This window comes from Candidatus Bathyarchaeota archaeon, from assembly GCA_026014685.1.
In the GTDB taxonomy this organism is placed as follows: domain Archaea; phylum Thermoproteota; class Bathyarchaeia; order Bathyarchaeales; family Bathycorpusculaceae; genus Bathycorpusculum.
In genome coordinates this window covers 252,409-273,570 of the sequence record JAOZHW010000005.1, presented here as the reverse complement: position 1 = coordinate 273,570, position 21,162 = coordinate 252,409, and the positions used below count along the sequence as shown (strand labels likewise).

The 21,162-nt window shown below is 45.2% G+C and carries 21 protein-coding genes; 12 read left to right on the top strand and 9 right to left on the bottom strand.

The features are described from left to right. Positions 1-2: 2 nt before the first annotated feature. A complete protein-coding gene (locus NWE96_03780; protein MCW3983095.1) occupies positions 3-2,501 on the bottom strand; it encodes a glycoside hydrolase family 2 protein in 2,499 nt (832 codons plus the stop codon). A 116-nt stretch (positions 2,502-2,617) separates the two neighbouring features. Beyond that, a complete protein-coding gene (locus NWE96_03775; GenBank protein ID MCW3983094.1) occupies positions 2,618-3,268 on the bottom strand; it encodes a glycosyltransferase in 651 nt (216 codons plus the stop codon). A gap of 171 nt (positions 3,269-3,439) precedes the next feature. On the opposite strand from NWE96_03775, the gene tuf reads away from it, so the two are divergent. Then, positions 3,440-4,744, top strand: a complete 1,305-nt coding sequence (tuf, locus tag NWE96_03770) for a translation elongation factor EF-1 subunit alpha (GenBank protein ID MCW3983093.1) — start codon at positions 3,440-3,442, stop codon at positions 4,742-4,744. A 63-nt stretch (positions 4,745-4,807) separates the two neighbouring features. On the opposite strand, the gene NWE96_03765 is transcribed toward tuf, so the two are convergent. Further along, a complete protein-coding gene (locus tag NWE96_03765; protein ID MCW3983092.1) occupies positions 4,808-6,178 on the bottom strand; it encodes a hypothetical protein in 1,371 nt (456 codons plus the stop codon). Positions 6,179-6,395: 217 nt separating this feature from the next. Here NWE96_03765 and NWE96_03760 point away from each other — a divergent pair, with 217 nt between their 5' ends. The 8 genes from NWE96_03760 (at position 6,396) to NWE96_03725 (ending at position 13,431) form a co-directional block, all read left to right on the top strand. Continuing rightward, positions 6,396-8,954 (top strand): hypothetical protein, encoded by a 2,559-nt coding sequence (locus NWE96_03760; protein ID MCW3983091.1) that lies wholly within the window; start codon positions 6,396-6,398, stop codon positions 8,952-8,954. Positions 8,955-9,098: 144 nt separating this feature from the next. Beyond that, the gene (locus NWE96_03755) at positions 9,099-10,019 is read left to right on the top strand and encodes a hypothetical protein (protein MCW3983090.1); all 921 of its coding nucleotides are present in this window, start codon (positions 9,099-9,101) and stop codon (positions 10,017-10,019) included. A 162-nt stretch (positions 10,020-10,181) separates the two neighbouring features. Beyond that, on the top strand, positions 10,182-10,316 hold the full coding sequence (locus NWE96_03750) for a hypothetical protein (GenBank protein ID MCW3983089.1): 135 nt from the start codon (positions 10,182-10,184) through the stop codon (positions 10,314-10,316). 67 nt (positions 10,317-10,383) lie between these two features. Beyond that, positions 10,384-10,641: a winged helix-turn-helix domain-containing protein gene (locus NWE96_03745; GenBank protein ID MCW3983088.1), complete on the top strand. Its 258-nt coding sequence runs from the start codon at positions 10,384-10,386 to the stop codon at positions 10,639-10,641. 52 nt (positions 10,642-10,693) lie between these two features. Further along, positions 10,694-11,053: a hypothetical protein gene (locus tag NWE96_03740; protein ID MCW3983087.1), complete on the top strand. Its 360-nt coding sequence runs from the start codon at positions 10,694-10,696 to the stop codon at positions 11,051-11,053. A 260-nt stretch (positions 11,054-11,313) separates the two neighbouring features. Then, entirely contained in the window at positions 11,314-11,847 is a 534-nt protein-coding gene (locus NWE96_03735) for a hypothetical protein (GenBank protein MCW3983086.1), read from the top strand. A gap of 3 nt (positions 11,848-11,850) precedes the next feature. Further along, positions 11,851-12,405, top strand: coding sequence for a CDP-alcohol phosphatidyltransferase family protein (locus tag NWE96_03730; GenBank protein ID MCW3983085.1), 555 nt, complete (start codon positions 11,851-11,853; stop codon positions 12,403-12,405). 33 nt (positions 12,406-12,438) lie between these two features. Then, a complete protein-coding gene (locus tag NWE96_03725; protein ID MCW3983084.1) occupies positions 12,439-13,431 on the top strand; it encodes a radical SAM protein in 993 nt (330 codons plus the stop codon). Here the strand turns inward: NWE96_03725 and NWE96_03720 are convergent. Then, positions 13,420-14,760, bottom strand: coding sequence for a hypothetical protein (locus tag NWE96_03720; GenBank protein MCW3983083.1), 1,341 nt, complete (start codon positions 14,758-14,760; stop codon positions 13,420-13,422). The two genes, NWE96_03725 and NWE96_03720, sit on opposite strands and share 12 nt — an antisense overlap. A 199-nt stretch (positions 14,761-14,959) precedes the next feature. On the opposite strand from NWE96_03720, the gene NWE96_03715 reads away from it, so the two are divergent. After that, on the top strand, positions 14,960-15,160 hold the full coding sequence (locus NWE96_03715; GenBank protein ID MCW3983082.1) for a hypothetical protein: 201 nt from the start codon (positions 14,960-14,962) through the stop codon (positions 15,158-15,160). Between the two features lie 102 nt (positions 15,161-15,262). On the opposite strand, the gene NWE96_03710 is transcribed toward NWE96_03715, so the two are convergent. The 5 genes from NWE96_03710 to NWE96_03690 all read right to left on the bottom strand — a co-directional run bounded on the left by NWE96_03710 (position 15,263) and on the right by NWE96_03690 (position 20,039). Next, a complete protein-coding gene (locus NWE96_03710; protein ID MCW3983081.1) occupies positions 15,263-16,111 on the bottom strand; it encodes a hypothetical protein in 849 nt (282 codons plus the stop codon). Between the two features lie 78 nt (positions 16,112-16,189). Further along, entirely contained in the window at positions 16,190-17,110 is a 921-nt protein-coding gene (locus tag NWE96_03705; protein MCW3983080.1) for an FxLYD domain-containing protein, read from the bottom strand. 89 nt (positions 17,111-17,199) lie between these two features. After that, positions 17,200-18,132 carry an FxLYD domain-containing protein gene (locus NWE96_03700; protein ID MCW3983079.1) on the bottom strand — a complete coding sequence of 311 codons (933 nt, stop codon included), beginning with the start codon at positions 18,130-18,132 and terminating at the stop codon, positions 17,200-17,202. 103 nt (positions 18,133-18,235) lie between these two features. Then, entirely contained in the window at positions 18,236-18,715 is a 480-nt protein-coding gene (locus NWE96_03695; protein MCW3983078.1) for a hypothetical protein, read from the bottom strand. A gap of 142 nt (positions 18,716-18,857) precedes the next feature. Next, entirely contained in the window at positions 18,858-20,039 is a 1,182-nt protein-coding gene (locus NWE96_03690) for a CBS domain-containing protein (GenBank protein ID MCW3983077.1), read from the bottom strand. Positions 20,040-20,407: 368 nt separating this feature from the next. Between NWE96_03690 and NWE96_03685 the strand changes: the two genes are divergently transcribed. Together NWE96_03685 and NWE96_03680 are read left to right on the top strand one after the other, a co-directional pair. Continuing rightward, on the top strand, positions 20,408-20,785 hold the full coding sequence (locus NWE96_03685) for a hypothetical protein (protein MCW3983076.1): 378 nt from the start codon (positions 20,408-20,410) through the stop codon (positions 20,783-20,785). 27 nt (positions 20,786-20,812) lie between these two features. Continuing rightward, positions 20,813-21,157, top strand: coding sequence for a winged helix-turn-helix domain-containing protein (locus NWE96_03680; GenBank protein ID MCW3983075.1), 345 nt, complete (start codon positions 20,813-20,815; stop codon positions 21,155-21,157). Positions 21,158-21,162 lie beyond the last annotated feature (5 nt).

Genomic DNA, 21,162 nt, shown 5'->3' with positions numbered 1-21,162 from the left:
GTTTAGGTGTAGGGGTAAGCTTGGTATTTGAGTGCTTTTTGGAGTTGCTCCACGGTGATGTCTCGCTCAAGGTAACAGGCGACTTGTTTTTTTCTATTAGGCAGAAGGTCGAAGAAGTTGTCGCTGAGGGAGGCTTTTAGGTCGCTCAGTTCGATTTTGAGTGCTTTGGTATAGTTTTTGGACTGAAAGGATATTTCAAAGGTTTTTGTTCCAACCTTGGTGACTGCAACTTGGATTTGGGGCGGGGGCAGTTTGAGGTCTTTGGGTTCCGCAACCGTTCTGGCGTCTTCTGCAAGCACAGCATCAGAGTTTCTTAATGTCGCGGTTAAGATGCAGTTTTCTTTTCTTGGAATTTTGTTTAATTCACTCTCAAAAACCAACTTCGAGCTAAACGCGGGAACGGAGACACCCGCGTGTACGCTGTGCAAGACTTTGCCGCCAAAAGTCACGAGCTCAAAACTAAACGTCCCATCCAATTTCGTGTCAGTCTCGTTAATGACGTAACCTTCTATTCTGTTCTGTTTAAGGATTAGTGGCGCAATGATTGGTTGACACGCCCGCTTAACGTAGTAGTATGCTGCTTTTGGATTAAGCCCATAGTCGATTAGGCTCCAGCTGATAACGGGCCAGCAATCGTTGAGCTGCCAAATTAGGCACCCGCTGGTTTTATACATGCGACTTCTCCAATGTGTGACAGCTGTTTTTAGGGCGTCGCCTTGGTTTAGCTGGCTGTAGAGCACAAAGAGGCGCAGGTCATCTGGAACAGGGTAATGTATGGCAAGCAATGCGCGGAGCAACTCTAACCCGCCTGTTTGCTTTTCATGTGCCCGAAAAGCGTAGGAGTTGGGGGTGAGGTCTTCTTTTTCGAGGTATGCGGTTAGCAGTTCCAAGGTGGGTGGTGCTTGCCAGCCGAATTCTGAGATGAATCTCCCGGTATCTTGCAGGTATGTGGGGTAGTCGAGTCCTTGGCTCCAAACTTCCCAGTTGTGGCGGTCACCTTCGTGTCTACCGCTTGAGTCTGAGCCGCCAAAGGGCGAACTGGGCCTGTAGGGTCGCGTGGGGTCGAGACTTTGACAGACGCGCGCGAGTAGTGATTCATAGATTTTTGACCCATACAATCGGTCTACTTTATCCCGTGCCTTCCAAAGGACGCTGTGAAGCCATTGGTTCTCGTTATTACCGCACCAAACTACAATCGAGGGATGCCGCCTCAAGCGTAGAATCGCTTCCATGGCTTCACGTTCTGCTTCTCTGAGAAACCACTCTTCCTCAGGGTATCCCGCGCAGACGTACATAAAATCCTGCCAAACCATTACCCCCAAGTTGTCGCATAAATCGTAGAATTCATCAGCTTCATAAACCCCTCCCCCCCAAACTCGGAGCATGTTAAAGTTGGCGTCAGTAGCCAACCTCAGCAGGCGCGTGTATCGGTCTAAGTTGACTTTTGGCAGAAAAGAGTCAGCGGGAATCCAGTTGGCACCTTTGCAAAACACGTTTTGTCCGTTTATTTGGAAGATGAAGGTTTTGCCTTCCCCGTCTGGTTCTTCGACGAGTTTTATGCTTCTGATGCCCACTTTGACTGCTGCTTCATCCAGTACTTCTGGGCCTGAATAAATTTTTACGGCTGCATCATAGAGGGCTGCGTCGCCATAACCTCTGGGCCACCAAAGTCTTGGCTCAGCCACTTCGATGGTGTAGTCCGCAAAGTTTCTTCCCTCAGAGACTTTTATGGGGACTTCCACGTTGTACTTCTGCCCAAAACCGTCCAAAACGAAATTTACTGTTAAATCAGATTCTTCCGAAGCGTGAATTTCAGCGGACAACTTTACCTTGGCCTTCTGCTTAGAAACCTCAAGTGGCGACGCAGCAACATAGCCGAGTCTTGCCTTATTGTACGCCAAGATTTTTGCTTCCCGCCAGATGCCTGCCGTCGGCAACGTGGGCCCCCAATCCCACCCAAACGAGTACTGCGCTTTGCGTACGTATGGTCTTGCGCTAAAGTTTTCGGCGCTTAGGCAGGCGTATTTCTGTTTATGTTGCTGTTCAAGTTCGCGGGCTACTTTGCAGACGGGTTTGAATCGTATGGCGATCAAGTTTTTGCCTGCTTTAGCGATGTTTTTTACGTTGAATCGCCACGGCGTGAACATGTTGTTTGCCTCGCCCACTTTAAAATCGTTGACCCATATGGTGGCAAAAGTGTCTAACCCGCCAAAGTAAAGCTCCACTGCGTCTTTGCTGGTTACTTCAGGGGTGAGTTCTATTTCTTTGCGGTACCACCATTCGTTCTCGCTTACCCATTGGACTTCGCGTTCGTTGCAACCCTTGAAGGGGTCGGGGATGAGGTTGTGGTTTAGTAGGTTGGTGTGGGCGGTGAGTGGGGCTTCGGCTAGCAGCCAGTCATCGAGTCGGCATTGTGTTGTGTGTGCGCCTAGTTCTTCCCCGTCGCAGGCTTTGTAGCCTTTGAAGTGCCAGAAACCGTCCAGAGGGACTTCTATTGGCATGCTCTGTTCTCCCTTATCGTCAATTACTTTTCTGCTTAATAATCTTAGTCGTAAAAGCAAAAAAATATGTTAAAAAATATTGATTTATTAAATAAACAAGCGGTTAACTGTTTGATTTATAAATAATACATAAACCAACACTTCAGAGATGCCACAGAAATTCGCCAATTCGCCCTAACCACGCCCCCAATCCTTGGCTGCCCACGACGCGGCGGAGCATCATACTTGACCTCTCCAACCCTAAACCCACTCTTCTTAGCCAAAATCAAAAGTTCCCCACCAAAAGTTTCACCCCCACCCAAATCAAAGTTCACTATGGCTTCTTTTTTGTAAGCCCTAAAATTAGAGTAAAAATCTGAAACCCCAACGATTTTACCCAACGTTTTAGCCGCCCACTTCTCAGAGAAACGCGGCAGCCGAGTTCTGCAAGCCACAACAACATCGTACTTGGCAAGTTGCTCAACAAGTTCGGGAATTAATTCGGGGCTGTTCTCTAAGTCAGAGTCAATCGTAACTATAGTCGGAAACTTGGCTTGTTTTGCACCGAACAGTAAACCTTTGGTTTGCCCCTCTCGGGATTTGCCGATGGCTACGTCAGCTAAGGGTTTGGCGACTTCTAAGGTGCCGTCCGATGAGTTGTCGTCTATCACGATTACTTCGTGCGGTGTATCTTTGAGGGTTTGGCGGATTCTTCGGATAAGTTCCTCGATGTTCTCCCGCTCGTTCCAAGTGGTTGTAACTACCGATATGCCTTCTTTGGCGGTCATACATCACGCATTAGTGCTGCTTTAGGTAATAAACTATGTAGTGTTGTTGTTAATTGAGCGCTAATGTGGTCATACCCCAAGCACAATGGTTATCATAAACTTTTAATAAGCGGAGGACTGATGTGTTAACCGAATTTCAAAATTTAGGTAAGAATAATAGAGGAAATGAACATGAGCAAAAGTGATAAACCCCACCTAAACATCATCATCATGGGGCACGTTGACAACGGCAAATCAACAACCACAGGACACTTACTATACTTAGCCGGCGTCATTGACCAAAGAACAATCGATGCTTACAAAGCAGAAGCCGAAGCAATGGGCAAAGCCACGTTCCACTTCGCATGGGTTCTCGACAACCTAAAAGAAGAACGCGAACGCGGTGTCACAATCGACCTTCGATTCCTACAATTCCCCACCAAGAAATACAACATGACAGTCATCGATGCACCAGGTCACCGTGACTTCATCAAAAACATGATCACTGGCGCAAGCCAAGCTGACGCAGCAGTCCTCTTCAGCTCAGCCAAGAAAGGCGAGTTCGAAGCAGGCATCGGTCCAGGTGGCCAAACCCGCGAACACGCATTCTTAGCATTCACTTTAGGCATCCGCCAACTAATCGTTGCCATCAACAAGATGGATGACGCTCAAGTAAACTGGGGCAAAGAACGCTACGACGAAATGAAGAACGAAATCTCAAGAATGCTCAAGACCATCGGTTACAAGATTGAAAAAATCAACTTCATACCCGTTTCAGGTTGGACAGGCGACAACTTGGTCAAGAAGAGCGAAAAGATGCCCTGGTACACTGGCCCAACCTTGATGGAAGCATTCGACCTACTAGAACTCCCACCAAAACCAACCAACAAACCACTCCGTATCCCAATCCAAGACGTCTACAGCATCACCGGCATCGGCACAGTCCCCGTCGGCAGAGTTGAAACAGGCATACTAAAACCAAACACAAACCTCATCTTTATGCCATCCAACAAGACCGCTGAAGTCAAATCCATCGAAATGCACCACACATCAATCCCAATGGCAGAACCAGGCGACAACATCGGCATGAACGTCAGAGGCATCGCCAAAACTGATGTCCACCGCGGAGACGTAGCAGGCCCAGTTGACAACCCACCAACAGTCGCAAAAGAATTCATCGGCCAAATCATCGTCATCTACCACCCAACAGCAATCGCCGCAGGCTACACTCCCGTACTACACTACCACACCGGTCAAATCGCAGTCAAATTCACCGAGCTAATCAAGAAGATCGACCCACGCACAGGCCAAGTCAGCGAAGAACACCCAGGTTTCCTCAAGACAGGAGACGCAGCTTGGGTACGCATGGAACCACTCCACCCCATCGCAATCGAAGCATTCAACGACTTCCCAGAACTCGGCCGCTTTGCCATCCGAGACATGGGTACAACTGTCGCAGCAGGCGCAGTTAAAGAAATCACCAAAAAGGGTCCATAAACCCTTTCACCTCTTTTGTTTTAAAAATTTTATATTTCAAGTTTTATTGTTGCCTTGTTGAAGTTAACTTTTTTCAGGGTAGATTTCGTTCCAGTAAATTAGGTCTTGGTACCTTGAAGATGCGTTAAGTTCCACGTCAGTGTACACAATATCCATGTTCAGTCCATACTCGTCTGCAGCAGCTTTGGTTAAGTTCCAAAGATCACGAGTTTTCTCGTCCGCCTCGAATATGCCCCAGATTTTGTCTTCAGCCCAACGCATACCCCAACCATAATTCTGCGGAAACACCAAGGCAACATTCGCCTTAACAGTGTTCCATTCGATCTGCGAGTTTTCAACGACTTCGCGCCAGAATGTTTTTAACGCTTGAAAATGCTCTTCTTGCATCGTCCCATAAGGACCAGAAGTTTCCTCATAATAATCAAAGATTACATAGTATTTTGCGCCGCATTCGTAGGCCGTTGTTAGCTGATTGAGGATTTCTTTGCCCGTATCAAGGTAAGGTGGTGACTGGTATTTCCAAGTGATAAACACGCCCCAGTCTTTCTCTTGCATGTTGGCAGCGCCACGGAGAAGCGACAACTGTGGACCTACACTAACATTCCAACCCACTTGCCCCAAAACGACATCATAACCTGCCTGATAATCAAACCAGTACAAGGCGTAATCAGAGGTAAAAACGGCAGTTGAATTCTTCAAAAATTCTAAAGTGCCTTTTTCTCGTTCAAAAAAACTATGGGCAATATCTTCTGTGTTCTTGAAGGGTCGTGAATCGTTTAGCTGCTTATATGATTGATAGCTAAAGCCATTGGGCGCTGCGTTGACAACCTTTACGGTGCCGTTAGGGTAGAATACTTTTTCGCTGTTGATATCTGAGTTGCTGTTGACTGGTGCTGGTTCGGATAACCGGATAGCACCATCAAATTGGTAATTAATGATTACCCCATTAGGTTTCTGCACGACCACGTCTCCGTAGCGTGTTTTTGTGATAGAATCGCCAGTTTCTATGTCTTGAAATTGAACGTAGTCGTCAAGCATCTTACCCCCTGGTTCATCCCCATAGTAAACACCTAACAATTTATCGCCCCATCTCGTTTTAGCCGAGTCGAGCCAGCTGGAAAAAGAATCCTGAATAAAATTCCCAAAATAAGGCAGAAACGACATTCCTGCCTCTACCGCATAATCACCCAACTCATTAACGCTATCAAAATCTCTCTGGAGTAAGCCCGATTGCAGAACAAAAAGGTTCGTGTATCCCTTGACTTTGTCGATGAGTTGTTTTCCTTCTGCAATGGTATTCCCGCAGAAGGCAACGCCGACGTAAACGTTTTTGTTTTCTGGTTTGGTGAACCAATAGTTGTATGCAATAACCCCTGAAGTCAAGATTATCGTAATTATGAGAATGGCAGTTGCAGCAAGGATTTTCTTTTTCATATGCTTAATTCTGTATGTATTTATAAGATAAACGTTGTTTTGTCTTTGTGAAAATGAGTTGTTTGACTGATATTCGATTTATTGTTGATTGCCGCAAAAAAGGTAATGGGCGATGTTAAATTAATTAATTTAAAGTTATGATTATTAGTATTTTCGAAATTTTCTAATCGAATTATTAATAAGTGCTAACTACAATACTTGATTAGGGTCGGGCAGAATGTTAAGTCGTAAGGTAAGCGTAACCCTAATCGGATTATTAATTATTGGAATAATAGTTCCCTCATTTGCAACTTTCGTATCCTCATCAACAGGCAGCATAAGAATAAACAGCAAAACGACAAGCACCGTAGGCCAGCAAGTACAAGCAGGAAACGACGTAAACCTCTATTTTGGCGGGGTTTCCTGGTCAGGCAGCCAACTTTACCTGTTTCTAAGCACTGATGGCTCAACAGACCTTTTGTCAGGAACCGTATACACACCCGTAATAAACGTGTACGAGGTTGCCGACACTACATCCATTCATACTTACACAAGTGGATACAATCATTGGGCGGTTGGAAGCAACTGGATAAACGGCTCAATACCCTCAACCATATCCCCAGGTAACTATTACATAAAAGCAGTCGACCAAGTTTCTTCACCTGTTGCTGTAACAGACACATACATAACAATTACTCCCGCAACCTACAATTCGATACTAAACGTTTCACCAAACGCTGGACCCGGTGGTGTACCCATAACTTTCACTGGATCCGGGTATCCGGCTGGTGCTACTGTAAGAATACTCTACTTCGACACTGAATTGGGCAGTTGGAATTATCTCAATCAAACCACCGCTGATGGATCGGGCAATATCGTGGTTAACTCGGTTGCACCCGATTTAAAGAAAGCCCTCAACGCTTACGATTACCCTGAAACGTACACTCCTATCTCTTACAGAGCAGAAATAGATGGAACAGTATGTAGCTACGCAAACTACAACGAATACTCACGTGGCCTAAAAACCGTGGGAAACCAGACTGCTTATGGACTCTTTGGCAACGGAACAAACCTTGTTTCAAGCGTAAAAGCAATGGTTGGCGACAGCATCAGCATCTCAGGAAAGTGGTTCCACCCCGGCGTCATCTACATACGTTGGGATGGCTCAAACGTTGTAGGTACGGTAACAAGCGAAGAATGGAATAATGCTCAAATTCTCCAAACCACAACCGCAAACGGTAACGGATCGTTTAGCACATCATTCATTGTTCCCTCTGGAATAGCTGCTGGAGAACACTACGTCGCAGTTGAAGATTCGCAAACACGAGTAATCGTGAAAATCCTTGTTTCATCTGCTACCCTACAAATCTCACCTGCGTCTGGTCCAGGCGGCGCAACAGTACGGTTAACTGGGTCACTATATCCGCCGTCTACACAGGTCTCAATATCTTACTTGGACCCATATTATACTTCAAATACCTCTGACTACAAGTCATGGACCACAACAACCTCTGACGCGTCAGGTAACATCGACTTTAGCTTCGAAATCCCAGATTTTGGCCGTGCAACATACAGCGGAGACTCAGGCGAATTAAGCACAACCATGTCTTTCAGAACTGAAGCTAACGGTTCACCATGTGCATTTGTTGAATACACGCAGTATTGGAGAGGCTTAAAACAAATTGGAACTCAAACCGCATATGGCCTCTATGGCAACTCTACGAACTTAGCCGGTTCAGTAAACGTTCAACCTGGAGGTTCCCTGCTAATCTCTGGACGAAACTACCATCCGGGCGTAGTTTACATCCGTTTCGATGGTGCCGCAGTGGTCGGAACTGTTACAGGTGAAGAATGGTTAAACGCTCAAATCATAGGCACAACCACTGCCAGTTCAACGGGTTCATTTTCAACTTATGTTACAATTCCAACAGCTAATTCTGGTGAACATTATCTTTCCGTTGAAGATTCACAGGCAAGAGTGATTGTCAAAATTAACGTTGGCGGTACATCAACCACAACTCCTACACCAACACCCACTGCTGCACCGACAAGTAACCCAACATCCACGCCCCAACCGACACCTACAACTCACTTGCCAACACCCACAATCGACTTATCCTGCAAAAGTACAGGTAACGCTAATAGCCTAAAAGTTGAAATCAGCGGCGATTTAACCCTAAACGGCAACCCACTAGTCGACGCACCCCTGCTATTGTCGTACAGTGTCACAGGTGGAAACACTTGGGAAAGCCTAACGATGGTTAGAACTCTTTCAAACGGCGCTTTCAAAGCTGTATGGCAACCTGACGTTACTGGAAATTACCTCATAAAAGCATTCTCAGAAAAAACCTCAACCATGAATGAAGCCAGCAAAATCGTAAACCTCGCTCTAACCCCCGACGAAGACAACCGCATCTTCACCCTAAACTCTAACTCCACAATCACCCAGTTCGCTTTCAACTCCACCAGCAACCAACTGAGCTTCATTGCATCAGGCACCTCTGGCACCACAGGATATGTAGAAATCTACATCCCAAAAAGCATAATCAGCGACATCTCCCAACTAACTGCTTACATCGACGACCAACAAGTAAGCTTTAACAGTCAATCACAAGGTGACTCGTGGCTAATCTTATTCACATACTTGCACAGCACACACAGGATAACGATGAACCTTGGCAACACAGAACCAATTACCCCCTCAAGTGATATGCCATGGCTCATCTATGTAGCAATCTTGGCGGTGATAGGAGTCGTCGCCGCTGTTGCAGTAGTGGGACTTAAAAAACGAAAATAAAGGTTCGTATTTCCCCCTCTTTTTTATTTCTATTCAAAGTTTTGTGTGCAAGCTTTCTAATTGGACATATTCAAAAAATTTTTATCTTCACCTCAACAATAACCAATTGAATGATGTAAGTAGATCTGGTAGAGGGTGAATTGCATGCTGGACAAAAGATTGTTTGGTTTACTTGCAATAGCTTTCATAATATCGAATTGTATTGTTCTGATTGATTCTGCCCCTATTAGCGTGGTTGCACAATCTCTTTTTCCAACACCAACATCTACTCCGCAACCCACCACTACTCCAGTTCCAACCCCCCGCCCCGTGCCATCCGCTAAACCCACAATGGAACTATACTGCACAAGCACCGCAACCCAAAACAACCTCAAAATCGAAGTAACAGGCACCTTAACCTACAACAAAACAGGCATCCCCGACGCAGTAGTTTACCTCAGCTACAGCGATAACTCAGCAGACAACTGGACGAATTTCACTTTAGTAAAAACCAATGCTGACGGCGGCTTTGGTGCATTGTGGTCTCCTAAAACCACAGGCAACTACATGGTCTGCGCCAGTTGGGAAGGAAACGAAACCCTGCGCTGGATGAACGCCACGGTAAACTTGGCGTTGGCATCGGATGGGGCGGGTAACGTTTTTTCTGTGGCGTCAAACTCGTCCATCTCTGGGTTAGCTTACGACGCAGCGAGTCAACAGCTCAGTTTTAGTACGAATGGAACCGCAAGCACAACTGGATACGTATACGTTTCTGTCCCTAAAACCTTGGTAAGTGACGCTCAGGCGCTGAAAGTAAACATCGACGGGGCGCCGATTGCGTTTAGCAGCGAATCCGAAGACGACGTATGGGTTATCTGCTGTCTATACAGTCAAAGTGTACATACTTTTGTGGTTCAGATACCTTTCATGCAGGTAATAACTCCTGAAACAACACCTTGGATAACCATCGCTATAATTGCAGTAGTGTTGGTTATCGTGATCTCGCTCTTAGTGATTATTCAGCGGCGACGAAGAACCGCCGCAACCGTTGCAGCTATCCTAAAAGAAAACCGACAATCACCCTAAAATCGGTCATTAAAGATCGAGTCTGAGCTTTGAAATCAAAACCGTATTTGTGAAGCTCTCTCGGTCATAGAGAAAGCGGCAGGACGCTGCTGGAAATATTTTGAAGTGAACCCGTAGTTGAATCTTTCCTTGCGCCTTTATATAAGGGAGGGGAGGTCCGATGTGAGACGTCGCGTGGTTCCAGCATGTGCGAATACGGAAGCGTATGCGGCTCTAAATGAGGAGCCTATAGAAATCGCAACAGAAACCAGCAGTCTGCTCTCTAAAATCGCCACAGACAAACCCCTACAACCTTAAGCTTTTAAGCAAACACCCTCCAACAGTTTAGCATTCAGCAGGAAACTGGGCAGCAATCGGTGTATTGATGGCAGATAAACGCAAGGGATCAGTGCAAATACGCTTTGAAATCTTAGAGTACCTCTTCTTCGCAGGCAAAAACCAGCTGCGCACCCATGTCTGGAGGAAAGCAACAGACGCCTCATACGACGATTTCCTAAAACACCTCAGCTACCTCAAAGACAAGGGCTTTGTAGAAGAAACCGCGGAGGGACAGATTCTGATTACAGCTGAAGGACGCAGAATCTACATCAGCCTTCGAGACGCGTTGCCCTCGCTGCTTTAAGCTGCACCACTGGTGAATCACCTATATAACAAGAAAAAACGAAGGAAATGTGATGACAGAAAAAGACAACCAAGAAGTGTACCCTGTAAGGACGATGCATGAGTTCCTCTACCAAGTGGAACATGAAACCAACCGGTTCAAACGCGGCGCAGTAATCAGCATCATAATCTCCGCTGTGATGTTGGCGCTATTGGCATTAGTCTCGTATGAGTTGGCTCCGCGTGGCTTCACTGTGAGCGGCATCATCTTGGAGGGGATTTTAGCGGGGTTTCTTGTTTACAGCATTTACCTGATGAGTTTCCAGTACCGCTTCTTTAGAAAATGGGAAAAACGCCTAAACCGCCTCAGCACGTTGGAGGAGAAACTGATGGCTGAGTTAAGTGATGAAAGTTCAGTCGCAGACAAAAACTAATTTCTATAGTTTAGTATTGTGCCATTTTTAGTTGCCACCTTATGAGAAGGCTAGACTTGAGTTCACCTTTGGTGTATAGCTATAGTGCGTTACCGTTTATACACAGAACCACTCCATGGTCAACTAAGAGTGGTTAAAGAAATGTTTGAAAATAACTTAAAAAACCGAACTATCCAAAAACCCAAACATCCAACGCGACGTTTTTTTGTGTGGAGGAAGCTGCGTTGAGGTTTTGGCCGCAGAAAAGGTGGAAGAAAACTGTGCTGACAACCTTACTTGTGACTTTGGCGGTTCTCGTTGGCTTGTTTGCTTATTTAGAATACAGCGTGTACCATGAAACCGAAACTGAAACGCAAGTGTTAAACCCAAGTGGCGAAAAAACCGCGCTCGTCATCTATCACCCCGGCTTAACCGATTTCGCAAAAAACATAACCTACACTTACGCGGAAAGTTTAGCCGCAAACGGTTGGCGCGTAGAAATCGCAGCCGCAAACCCCAAAGCACCCACAGACATCAGCAAGTACTCGCTGCTGGTTTTAAACTGGGCAATCTACGACTTCAACCCTGCACCAACCATAACAAATCACCTTAGCCGCATAGGAAACTTAAACGGCATCGACACCGTCATCATCACCATTGGCGGAGGCATAGATCCCTTTACTGCGTCAAACACAATGAACCAGTTAGTGCAGGACGCAAACGGTACAGTAGTACAATCGTTGACGATGTTTAGAAGCCAACGTAACTTTGAGTTGCTTCAAGAAGAGGCAAGTAAACTATCACCGCAGGCTTAAGCCATGAACAAGAAAGCATTCGTTCCATCAGGCATCAGCACGTTGCGACTGGTAGCTCTGCCCCTTTTTCTCTACTTCTTTACCAACGGAGCCACAGCAGGCTGCATCGTTGTTTTTGGGTTTGCGCAGCTGACGGATTTAGTGGATGGCTACGTTGCCCGAAAGCTTGGGGTCACTTCGAAGTTTGGTGCTTACTTTGATGCTGCAACGGATTTCGTGTTAGTTACAGGCATATTTGTGGCTTTCACGTTAAGCAACTATTATTCCGCTTGGATTCTGCTGCTGATTGTGGCGTCGTTTACACAGTTTATCGTAACCAGCCGTTTCCACAAAAAACTCTACGATCCATTGGGAAAATACATTGGCAGCGTCCTCTACCTCGCCATCGGCTTAACCTTGCTCTCGCCAACGGAACCCGTTTTTTTGCTGGTTGAAGTGGGTTTTTCAGTTTTTGCAGTAGCCAGTTTTGTGACTCGAACAGTCAGCCTTTCAGCCCGCTACAAGAGAAACCTGCTGATACGAAGAGAAATGCAGCGAATCAAACTGCACTCTGCATAACTAAATATGGCTGTCATTCTGTTTTTATGTAGCATGCCTCAACCTAATGCGTTGCCCGACCGAATTCGAGTTTCTATAGGAACCGCAGTAGTTCTTGGGCTTGCTGAGGCTAAACTGGATGCGGCGCCAACCACAGCGTACCTAATGACTTATTCAACTGATAAGTGTAGGGCTAATTGTGGTTTTTGTCCCCAAGCAAAAGGTAGCAAAAGTAGCGCTCAACTTCTCTCTCGCGTAACATGGCCAATCTATCCAACAGCACAAGTCATAGCGGCACTCGCTACAGCAGTTGGGCAGAAAAGGATTCAGAGGGTCTGCATACAAACCCTAAATTATCCAGACGTATTTGATCATCTTGAAGCTGTTGTATCTGAAATCAAGGGTTTAATGGATGTTCCAGTTTCGGTTTCTTGCCAACCACAAGCCGCAGAAAACGTTGCCCGATTGAAAGCGGCAGGTGTTGACAGATTAGGCATTGCTTTGGATGGTGCAACTAAAGCAGTGTTTGACCAAGTCAAAGGTGGCTGTTATTGTTGGGAGACTCAGTTTCGGCTTTTCAGGGAGGCTTTGGCGGTTTTTGGTGAGGGTAACGTTAGCACTCATGTGATTGTGGGTTTAGGAGAAACAGAACGCGAAGTGGTTGAAATTGTGGGTCGATGTGTGGATTTGGGTGTTTTGCCTGCGTTGTTTGCGTTTACGCCTGTGCGTGGAACTGCTTTGGAGCGCAATTCTCCCCCTGAACTCGCAGCATACAGGCGTCTGCAACTCGCCCGATACCTCATCGTCAACGGCAAAACAACCCCGCAGAACATGACTTTTGACGGCAACGGAAGAATCGTCCACTTCGGCTTAACAAGTGCGGACCTTGAAACCATAATTGCAAGCGGCGCCCCGTTCCAGACTTCTGGATGCCCACACTGCAACCGCCCCTACTACAATGAAAAACCAAGCGGACCCATCTACAACTACCCCAAAAAGCTCAGTGGAGAAGAAATTAGGAAAACAAAGGCATTGTTAGGTTATTAGTTGGTCAGCGGTTTGTTTTTTGTTTATTTTAGGTAGTTTTGGTCTCTGTCTTGTGACTTGCTCAGCTAAATGCCAAAACTCCTCCATGGTGTAGCCCTTTAAGAGGTCTTTCATGAGTTTCTTGACTTGATAGTAAGTCATTTGCGCTTCACCTTTGTCAAGGCTTTCCTGTGGACCTTTGATGCGGCGGAAGAGTTCATCCATCTGGCGTGGTGAGGCACGGATACCTGCGTTTTCAAGCAGTTTCTGAATTAGGGTTTGTCCTGTGTTTCGACCGATGAAAATCATCGTTTCTCTACCGACGATTTCAGGCGGGAACGGCTCGAAAACCAGAGGTTGCTGCATCATTTCTTCAACTTCGTTTTCGACTTCGTGGGTGAAGATGTTTTCTCCGATGATGGGTTTGTGGAATTGAATAGGCATGGCGAAGGCTTTTTCTGCCGATTGGGCGATACGGTAGATTTTGCCCATGTCTATGCCTGTGTCGATGTTGTAGAGGAGTTCAGCAGCAGTTACAACTTCTTCAAACGGTGCGATGCCTGCGCGTTCGCCAAAACCAGCGATGCACGTATGCAGATAAGATGCACCTTCCTCCATGGCTGCAAGCGTGTTGGCTGCGGCTAAACCGAAGTCGTTGTGGCAGTGAATACCAAGTGGAGCTTTCTTTTTGAGCGCTTCAGGCAAACCGTCCCTTACGTGTGACATTAAGTAACGCATCGAGAGCGGTCTTATGAAACCAACGCTGTCGGCAATCGCCAATCTGGATGCTCCTGCGCCGACTGCAGCTTCAAAAACTTGAATTATGTCTTCTAGCGGTGTTCTTGTGCCATCCATTAAAGTGAAGCTAACGGTTGTTCCGTGCTTTTTAGCGTAATCGATGCATTCTGTTATTCGCTGGATGGCCTGTTCTTTGGTCATTTTTAGTTTATACTGGAGATTCAAGCCGTTTATGGGTGACTCTACGACGATTTCTTTTATGCCGCATTCAAGGCATGCATTTATGCTGTTTTTTGTAGGTTCGGCTGAGGCGGTTAGTTTGGCGTGGCTAAAACTTTCATTGGTTATACGTTTAACAGTGCGTTTTTCATCCTCGGACAAGGCTGGAAAACCAACGTTGATGACTTCGACGCCTGCTTCATCCATCAGCTTTGCAAGTCTAACCTGTTCAACATAAGTCAAATAGACGGTGGGTGCTTTGATGCCTTCACGGAAGGTTTCATCCCAGATGAAGACGCGGTCAGGCAGTTTAGGAGGCAGGTTCTTTCGTAGACGGTTATAGTTGGCGATTAGTCCCTGCGCCTCGAGTTTTTTGAATATAGTCTTCCGCATTTAGCCACAATCCAATAATACGGACGAATTTAGTTAAGAGTAATCTGCTTTTTCCTATATAAAACTGCATCTATCCAAGACCTACACGTGCGCATTTATCGAGTATTTAGCTTACTTATTGTAAATTTTGAGTTTAGCTACAAAAGTCTTAAGTGTAAAAACCACGCATCTTAATGAAAGCTAAGGAGCCACAAATCGGATGAGCCTAAAAAATACGATGGAAAAAATCAAAAATCTAGAGGCTGAAAAGAAGAATCTTTTAGCAGAACTTGAAGGACTTAAGAAGCAAGCAGATGCAAAAGCTAATACATTAGAGACCGAAGTCGGGGCTTTAAGGGACGAAATTAAAGCACTTAAAACTCTGATTGGCCAAAACGACGGTGCCCCAAACAAAACTTAGCAATCTGATTTTCACACGATATTCCTTACGCTTTACTGTTAATTAGATATAGTTCTAATTCCGATTGAAATTTCGCGCCTATCAACTAAAAAAGGGGAAAGCTTAGTTTGGTAGGGGGTTTCTGGTTATCAATCTTTGGATAGCTTCGATTAACGCGTCACATGCAGTTCGTCTAGCCGTCACAGACGTGTCCGTTTCAAGTTTCTCCAGTTCTTTATGCAGGCGTTCAGAGGTTTCAGTGAGTTCTTGTTTGCGTTTTTCGTAGTTGTCATGCATTTTTTCCTGTTCAGCAGTAAAATTCTGCATGGTTACTTCTAACTCGTTTTTAGCTTTTGCCAACTCTTTTTGGGCTTGCTCAAGTTTTTCTTGGTTACGTTTTTTTTCGCTAATCTGGTAGAACTTGAATTTTACACTCTTCAATGCGTCGATTTCTTCTTCTACCTGGTTGACCCTGCTGGATAACCGGCTGATTTCACTGTTTCGTTTATTGCTTAATTCACGTGTTTTCTCAGCGTATTCTTTGTCGGCATCCGCGATTAAGTGGTTATTGTCTGCTAAGGCTTTTGCTTCCAGAGTCAGGTTTGATTCGGAGAGTCTGTTTTCTGCCATTGCCCCTTGGACGTCAAGGAAAATCTGTTCCTTTTCTTTCCTGAATTGGTCATCAATCGTTATGGCTGGGTGGGATTCGAATTCTGAGACAACTTGGCGAAGATTGAGAAGCCAATCGTCAAAGTATTGGCTAAATGGGGAAAGCGCAAAAACTTGGTTGCCAAGCCTGTTTAATCCAGTGACGGTTTTTTCAACCACATCTTTTGAGGAAACCTCAGGGCTCTCTTCTTGGAGGTATTTGGCGCCTGTTCGTTTCTTTTTTTCTTTGGCTTTTTTCTCATGGGTGTTTTTAGAAAATTGCCTTCCGCTACCTTTGCGGCTTGTTTGTGATCTGAAACTCATACTCAATCCAGAGGTAACAGGAGATATTTAAAGAATCGCAAACTCCACTTTGTCAACAGTGCAACGCGTTAAATTGGTTTATCGCCGTCGCCGTCGTCGATTATGGTTATGTTTGATTGATTTTTTGGGGCTCTTTATCTTTGTAGAGTTACGCCGTTTTATTAGAACCCATAAACCGATGACAACTACAATCGCCACAATAAATATTGCAATGAAAGCAGGTGACAAGTTATTGCCCGTCGGCGTGTCAATTTGAGAATCTGGTCCAGTTACCGGCGCAGGAGCCGCAGGCAACATTCCAGTCAGTAAGGGTTCTTCTACCTGTACCATCAACTCGTATTTAGTGATTTTATTGCTTGCATCTGCAGAGGTTTGGTTAAAATTAAGGGCTGAAAGGGTGAAAGAGTTGATTCCTTCAGGTGCCATCGTGGCTTCCTTAGTCGAGTAACCTACCGCGACCGGTTTTCCTTCAGAGTTGTAGAATGTCGCAACTACCGCGACGTTGGTTGCGGTTTGGGAACCTGTATTTTTGATTTCCCCGCTAACAGAATAGGTACCTGAAGTTTGTGAAGCCTTGTGAGATGTAATAACAACGCCTTGGTACTGGTAACTCGTTATTGGCTCTGCCTGAATTACTCTTATGCTGATTTCTGAGATGCCGCCTGTCCAAGCGCCACTGCTAGTTAAGTTGGAGCGGAATTGCATGTAAAAAGGTGCTTTCTGTCCAGGTAGAAGATTGTTAGCCCAAGCCAAGTCGCCCGATAGCACTTCGTTGCCATAGCCTGACTTGGCGGTTCCTGAGAGGATTACTGTTCCAACAACATTTTGGCCCTGGTTTTGTACTTCTCCAATCACGACTAGTATGCCTGAGGAGTCAAAACGGTACGTGTAACTAAGGATTTTTACGTCGCTCGTTTGGCTTGACGCGTTGGGGGTTACTGCAAATGCAGGTAAGGTTAAGGCGAGAACAAGCAGGATGCAAACGATTGCTTTTTTCATTTTAACATGCCCTTCGTTTTCTTCACGCCTACAAAACAAGGGTGGGGGTATAAAATATTTTCCAAAAATTATTGCCGCGCTCCCCTGAATCATTTGCGTTTTTGTTTTTTTGGCAATGGCTTTTGGGAAACAGGTTTATCTGCTGGTTTACGCCGCTTTAGCAGAACAGATGCAACGATAACCGCAATAACCACCGCAACCACCACCCCAACGTAGATCACGTTTTGGTCAGTGTTCGCCTCTGTATCGGAGTTGTTTGCTGTGGGCGCTGTAGTCGGAACAGGGATAATAGTTGTGTTTGCAACTGGCGCGGTTCCTGTTTGCATCGGAGATTTTACTTGAACAAGCAGGCTGTAACCCGCGATTTTTTGGGGTGGGCTTACGAGGGTTTGGTTTAGGTCGAATGCTGCTACTTTGAAGGAAGTGGTGGCTCCAGCTGCGAGACTCGATATGGTTGTGCTGTACCCGATTGCAACTACAGTTCCAGAAGAATTGTAGAATGTTGCAAGGACGGTTACGTCAGTTGCTGTTTGGGCACCGTTGTTTTTTAGGTTGCCTTTAACCCAATATTCGCCTTCAGAAGTAGGTGCTGGTTTGTCATCTAAAACTTTCACTTCTTGATACTGATATTTTGTTGTGCTAGGTGCTTGGTATATACTTAGGCTTACGTCGGCGACCCCGACATACCATGTTTGGCTGTTAGTGTATTTTGATAAGAAATCCAAGTAGAAGGGCGCTTTCTGGCCAGGGATGAGGTTGAGTGCCCAGACGCGGTTGCCTGATTCTACGTAACTGCCGTCTGAACCTGTCACCGCTCCAGAAACCACTACATAATCGATAACGGTGTTGCCGACGTTTTGAACTTCGCCCACAACAACCAAGTTACCCAACATATCGATATAATAACTGTAGCTGATGATTCTTACATTCTCGGTTTGCGCGGAAACCCCGCCAAAAGAAGTCAGTGATAAACCACACACAATGGTCAGTAATAAGAAACATGCAGATAATTTGTTTTTCAAGACCTTTTCTCCTCTTTCACTTAACGCCAACAATGCAGGGTTGTAGTATAAAATATTTTTTCCAAATTACCCTCAAACCCACCTAACTTAAACAAAAGCACGTTTAGGGGTTATTTTTCATCTCTTCCTTAAACGTTTCCTCAAGCATCTTCTTGTTAATCCCAATCTCTTCCGCTAAACGTTTAACCTGCTTAACGTAGGTGCGGAATAAGCTTTGAAGTATCTCGGTTTTTTCTGCTTCAGTGATCTCCTCTTCTTCGGCAAGCAGCAGAGCAAACCATCGGCCCAAGTTGGTAAGCTGGTAGGCTTTAATCCAGATTATGCGGCCTTCTTTTTCGTTTTTCTCCATGCTTTCGTTCAAAACGCCCAAGGCTGTTAGTGACTTTAGGTTTTCGATTATGGTTTTATTGGAATAGTTGAGTTTGTTCACGAGGTCTTTTTGGTAGATGTTTCTGTTTATGCCTTGTTTTAGAGAGAAGCGTAGTATGTCGACGCCTGCTTTGGAGCCAAATATTGCGCTTAGGATTTTGTCTTTCTTCTCCATGGGAAGAAATACTACATATGGATGTAATTTTTCGATCATAGACGCCGCTCTTAACAGCTTAGGCGCCGATTTTACTTTTAAGACTATCGCTTTAACATCCAGTCTTTACTCAAGAAAAAATGCTTTTAACTTAAAAAAAAATAAGAAGAAAGAACACGCAACCCGTGCCCCCTTTTGAGAGTTAGCTTTCTTCTTGGGGTAACCCGACTTTACGCAGATAATCCTTTGCAAATCGCGGGTTGTAGGCAAGCAACTCTTTACTGCGAAGCAGTCTGCGCTCCAAACGATCTAGGGCCACTTTGAATGTGGGTTCAACACCCCAACCTTCGCTGGCGGCAAAGAAGCTTCCTTTTGTTGTACGGAATTGCAGTCTGCAGTGAATCATGGGTGTTCCCCGCATGTTGGTGCCTTTGTGGGTTTTCATGTAAACGAACAATGACCCCAACTGGAATGCGTCTTGGAAGCGCCGTGCAAACGAATCGAACTCGGTCATCATAAACTGCTGCTGCTCTGGACTGATTTCCACGTCTTTTGTTCCAAACTGTACACTCAAGCGGCGTTCAGCGGTTTCCATCTGGCTGATTGGCTCTAAGAAATCCAACTTTGTTACCACTCCAACCAATCGGTCAGAATCCACAACACAGAGGCATGAGATGTCATGTTTATGCATCAGTTGCTCGCATTCCCGCAAGCTCTTTTTTGGCTCAACAGTAATAACTGGCGAACTCATGATGCCTTTGGCGGGCACCGCTAAAGTTTCGATGCGTTCACCAACGACATCAGTGTTGCCTATACGTTGCAGTGGCCAGTAGAGGTTGCCTATGATGTCTTGAATACTCACCAAGCCTGCGAGCCTTCCTTTTTCCATTATTGGAACATGAGATATGCCGTATTCACGCATCAAACCCAACACTGCACCCACACTTCGGTTTGCGTCCATGGTGTGAGGGGCCCTTGTCATAATCGACTCGACAGGGTTATTGCCCCATTCAGCACCCACCGTTGCATGAATTACCGCTTCGTCGGTCACGAAACCAACTATTCTGTTCTTTTCAAAAACTGGAAGCTGCCGTACACCGCTGCCAATCATTAATCTAGCAACACGGCTCAATGAATCGCCTAAACTAACCTCGGGTGCAACAGTCATTAGACTTTTGACTTTGGTGCGGCTTAAGTCGAGTCTTGTGCGTAGAACTGAGCGGCGGCTTACCATCCCCACATAGTTATCGTGGTCGTCTAGGACAGCTAAGACAGGGGGCAATCCTTTCTTGAAGCCTTCTAGACATCTAGATGCGCTATCGTTTTCCAACACGGTGTTGAATTGCTGAGAATAGATTTCCTTAACAGTAGCGGATACTGCCATAAAATTCACTGCAAATCAATAGGCACAAGTACAATTTAAACGTTAAACGCCATCTAAAGTTCTGAACACTTATTAAGTAAAGCTCAATTAACTGTTTAGTGGATTTTGAAGCAGAACCACCTAAACTTTGTGCATTCTAAAAAACGTCGTGTTCTATGTCTAAGGTGGAATTGATTCAAATTAAACCTGTAAGTAATACAGAAAAACCTCTTTAGTGATAGCTAAAACTAGAACAATTTATCCTTGCACTTTAAATAAGCCAAAAAAGACAGTAATAAGTTGAGGGCTAACCTCAAACTAATTTTACGAGAACAATCATCGAAAACCGTTTTTCTTCTCCTCTTCTAACAGGAAGGGACCACTTATTTATGGCTCTAACACAAAAAGAATACGTCGATGAACTAAAACTTGAATGGAAACGTCTCTGGCGCGAACGAATAGACGATAAAGTACGCGCGGAAGGCATAGCTATAAACGATTATAGCTCCCTTTTCATCGATAAAGGCACCGTAATCCATGCGACTCGAGACTTCAAAGTTTTGACTTTCAAAGACATCTTAAAGCAACATCAGGTAATGAACGCAGAAAGATACATCCCCCCCGACCCCAAAGTTGGAGGCTGGACAAAGTTCGTTAAAGACAACATAACAAAACAATCGACCAAGAAAAGAGCAACCGCGTATTTAGAGTCCAAAAAAGAAACGCCACAGATAAAAAAGAATACCCGCGGTTGGCTTCACATTTAATTTTTTAAATCGTGTGAGTTGTTTGGCGTGGTAAATTATCGTGATAGACTAGACATCATAGCAGACATACTAAACGTCGTCGCTAGAGAAGCTAAAAAAACGCAGATTATGTATCAAGCTAACTTAAGCTACAAAGTTCTCCAACGTTACCTAAACGAGATCGCTGAAGCATCACTAATCCGGTTTGAGGACAACAGTCAAATCTACACCTTAACAGGCAAAGGACACGAGTACTTAGATGCCTACAAGGATTATGCACGTTGCAGCAAAAACATGGAGAAACGACTAAACGATTTCTCGGTTAAACGTAAAATTCTGGAGAACTTGTGTCCCAGCAAAGTCCAAGTTCAGGGTTACATCGAAAGTTGCTAAGTAGC

Bases quoted from the DNA above. Each gene is read 5' to 3' on its own strand.
- NWE96_03780 (MCW3983095.1), bottom strand. From the start codon at position 2,501: ATGCCAATAGAAGTCCCTCTGGACGGTTTCTGGCACTTCAAAGGCTAC.
- NWE96_03775 (MCW3983094.1), bottom strand. From the start codon at position 3,268: ATGACCGCCAAAGAAGGCATATCGGTAGTTACAACCACTTGGAACGAG.
- tuf (MCW3983093.1), top strand. From the start codon at position 3,440: ATGAGCAAAAGTGATAAACCCCACCTAAACATCATCATCATGGGGCAC.
- NWE96_03765 (MCW3983092.1), bottom strand. From the start codon at position 6,178: ATGAAAAAGAAAATCCTTGCTGCAACTGCCATTCTCATAATTACGATA.
- NWE96_03760 (MCW3983091.1), top strand. From the start codon at position 6,396: ATGTTAAGTCGTAAGGTAAGCGTAACCCTAATCGGATTATTAATTATT.
- NWE96_03755 (MCW3983090.1), top strand. From the start codon at position 9,099: ATGCTGGACAAAAGATTGTTTGGTTTACTTGCAATAGCTTTCATAATA.
- NWE96_03745 (MCW3983088.1), top strand. From the start codon at position 10,384: ATGGCAGATAAACGCAAGGGATCAGTGCAAATACGCTTTGAAATCTTA.
- NWE96_03740 (MCW3983087.1), top strand. From the start codon at position 10,694: ATGACAGAAAAAGACAACCAAGAAGTGTACCCTGTAAGGACGATGCAT.
- NWE96_03730 (MCW3983085.1), top strand. From the start codon at position 11,851: ATGAACAAGAAAGCATTCGTTCCATCAGGCATCAGCACGTTGCGACTG.
- NWE96_03725 (MCW3983084.1), top strand. From the start codon at position 12,439: ATGCCTCAACCTAATGCGTTGCCCGACCGAATTCGAGTTTCTATAGGA.
- NWE96_03720 (MCW3983083.1), bottom strand. From the start codon at position 14,760: ATGCGGAAGACTATATTCAAAAAACTCGAGGCGCAGGGACTAATCGCC.
- NWE96_03715 (MCW3983082.1), top strand. From the start codon at position 14,960: ATGAGCCTAAAAAATACGATGGAAAAAATCAAAAATCTAGAGGCTGAA.
- NWE96_03710 (MCW3983081.1), bottom strand. From the start codon at position 16,111: ATGAGTTTCAGATCACAAACAAGCCGCAAAGGTAGCGGAAGGCAATTT.
- NWE96_03705 (MCW3983080.1), bottom strand. From the start codon at position 17,110: ATGAAAAAAGCAATCGTTTGCATCCTGCTTGTTCTCGCCTTAACCTTA.
- NWE96_03695 (MCW3983078.1), bottom strand. From the start codon at position 18,715: ATGATCGAAAAATTACATCCATATGTAGTATTTCTTCCCATGGAGAAG.
- NWE96_03690 (MCW3983077.1), bottom strand. From the start codon at position 20,039: ATGGCAGTATCCGCTACTGTTAAGGAAATCTATTCTCAGCAATTCAAC.
- NWE96_03685 (MCW3983076.1), top strand. From the start codon at position 20,408: ATGGCTCTAACACAAAAAGAATACGTCGATGAACTAAAACTTGAATGG.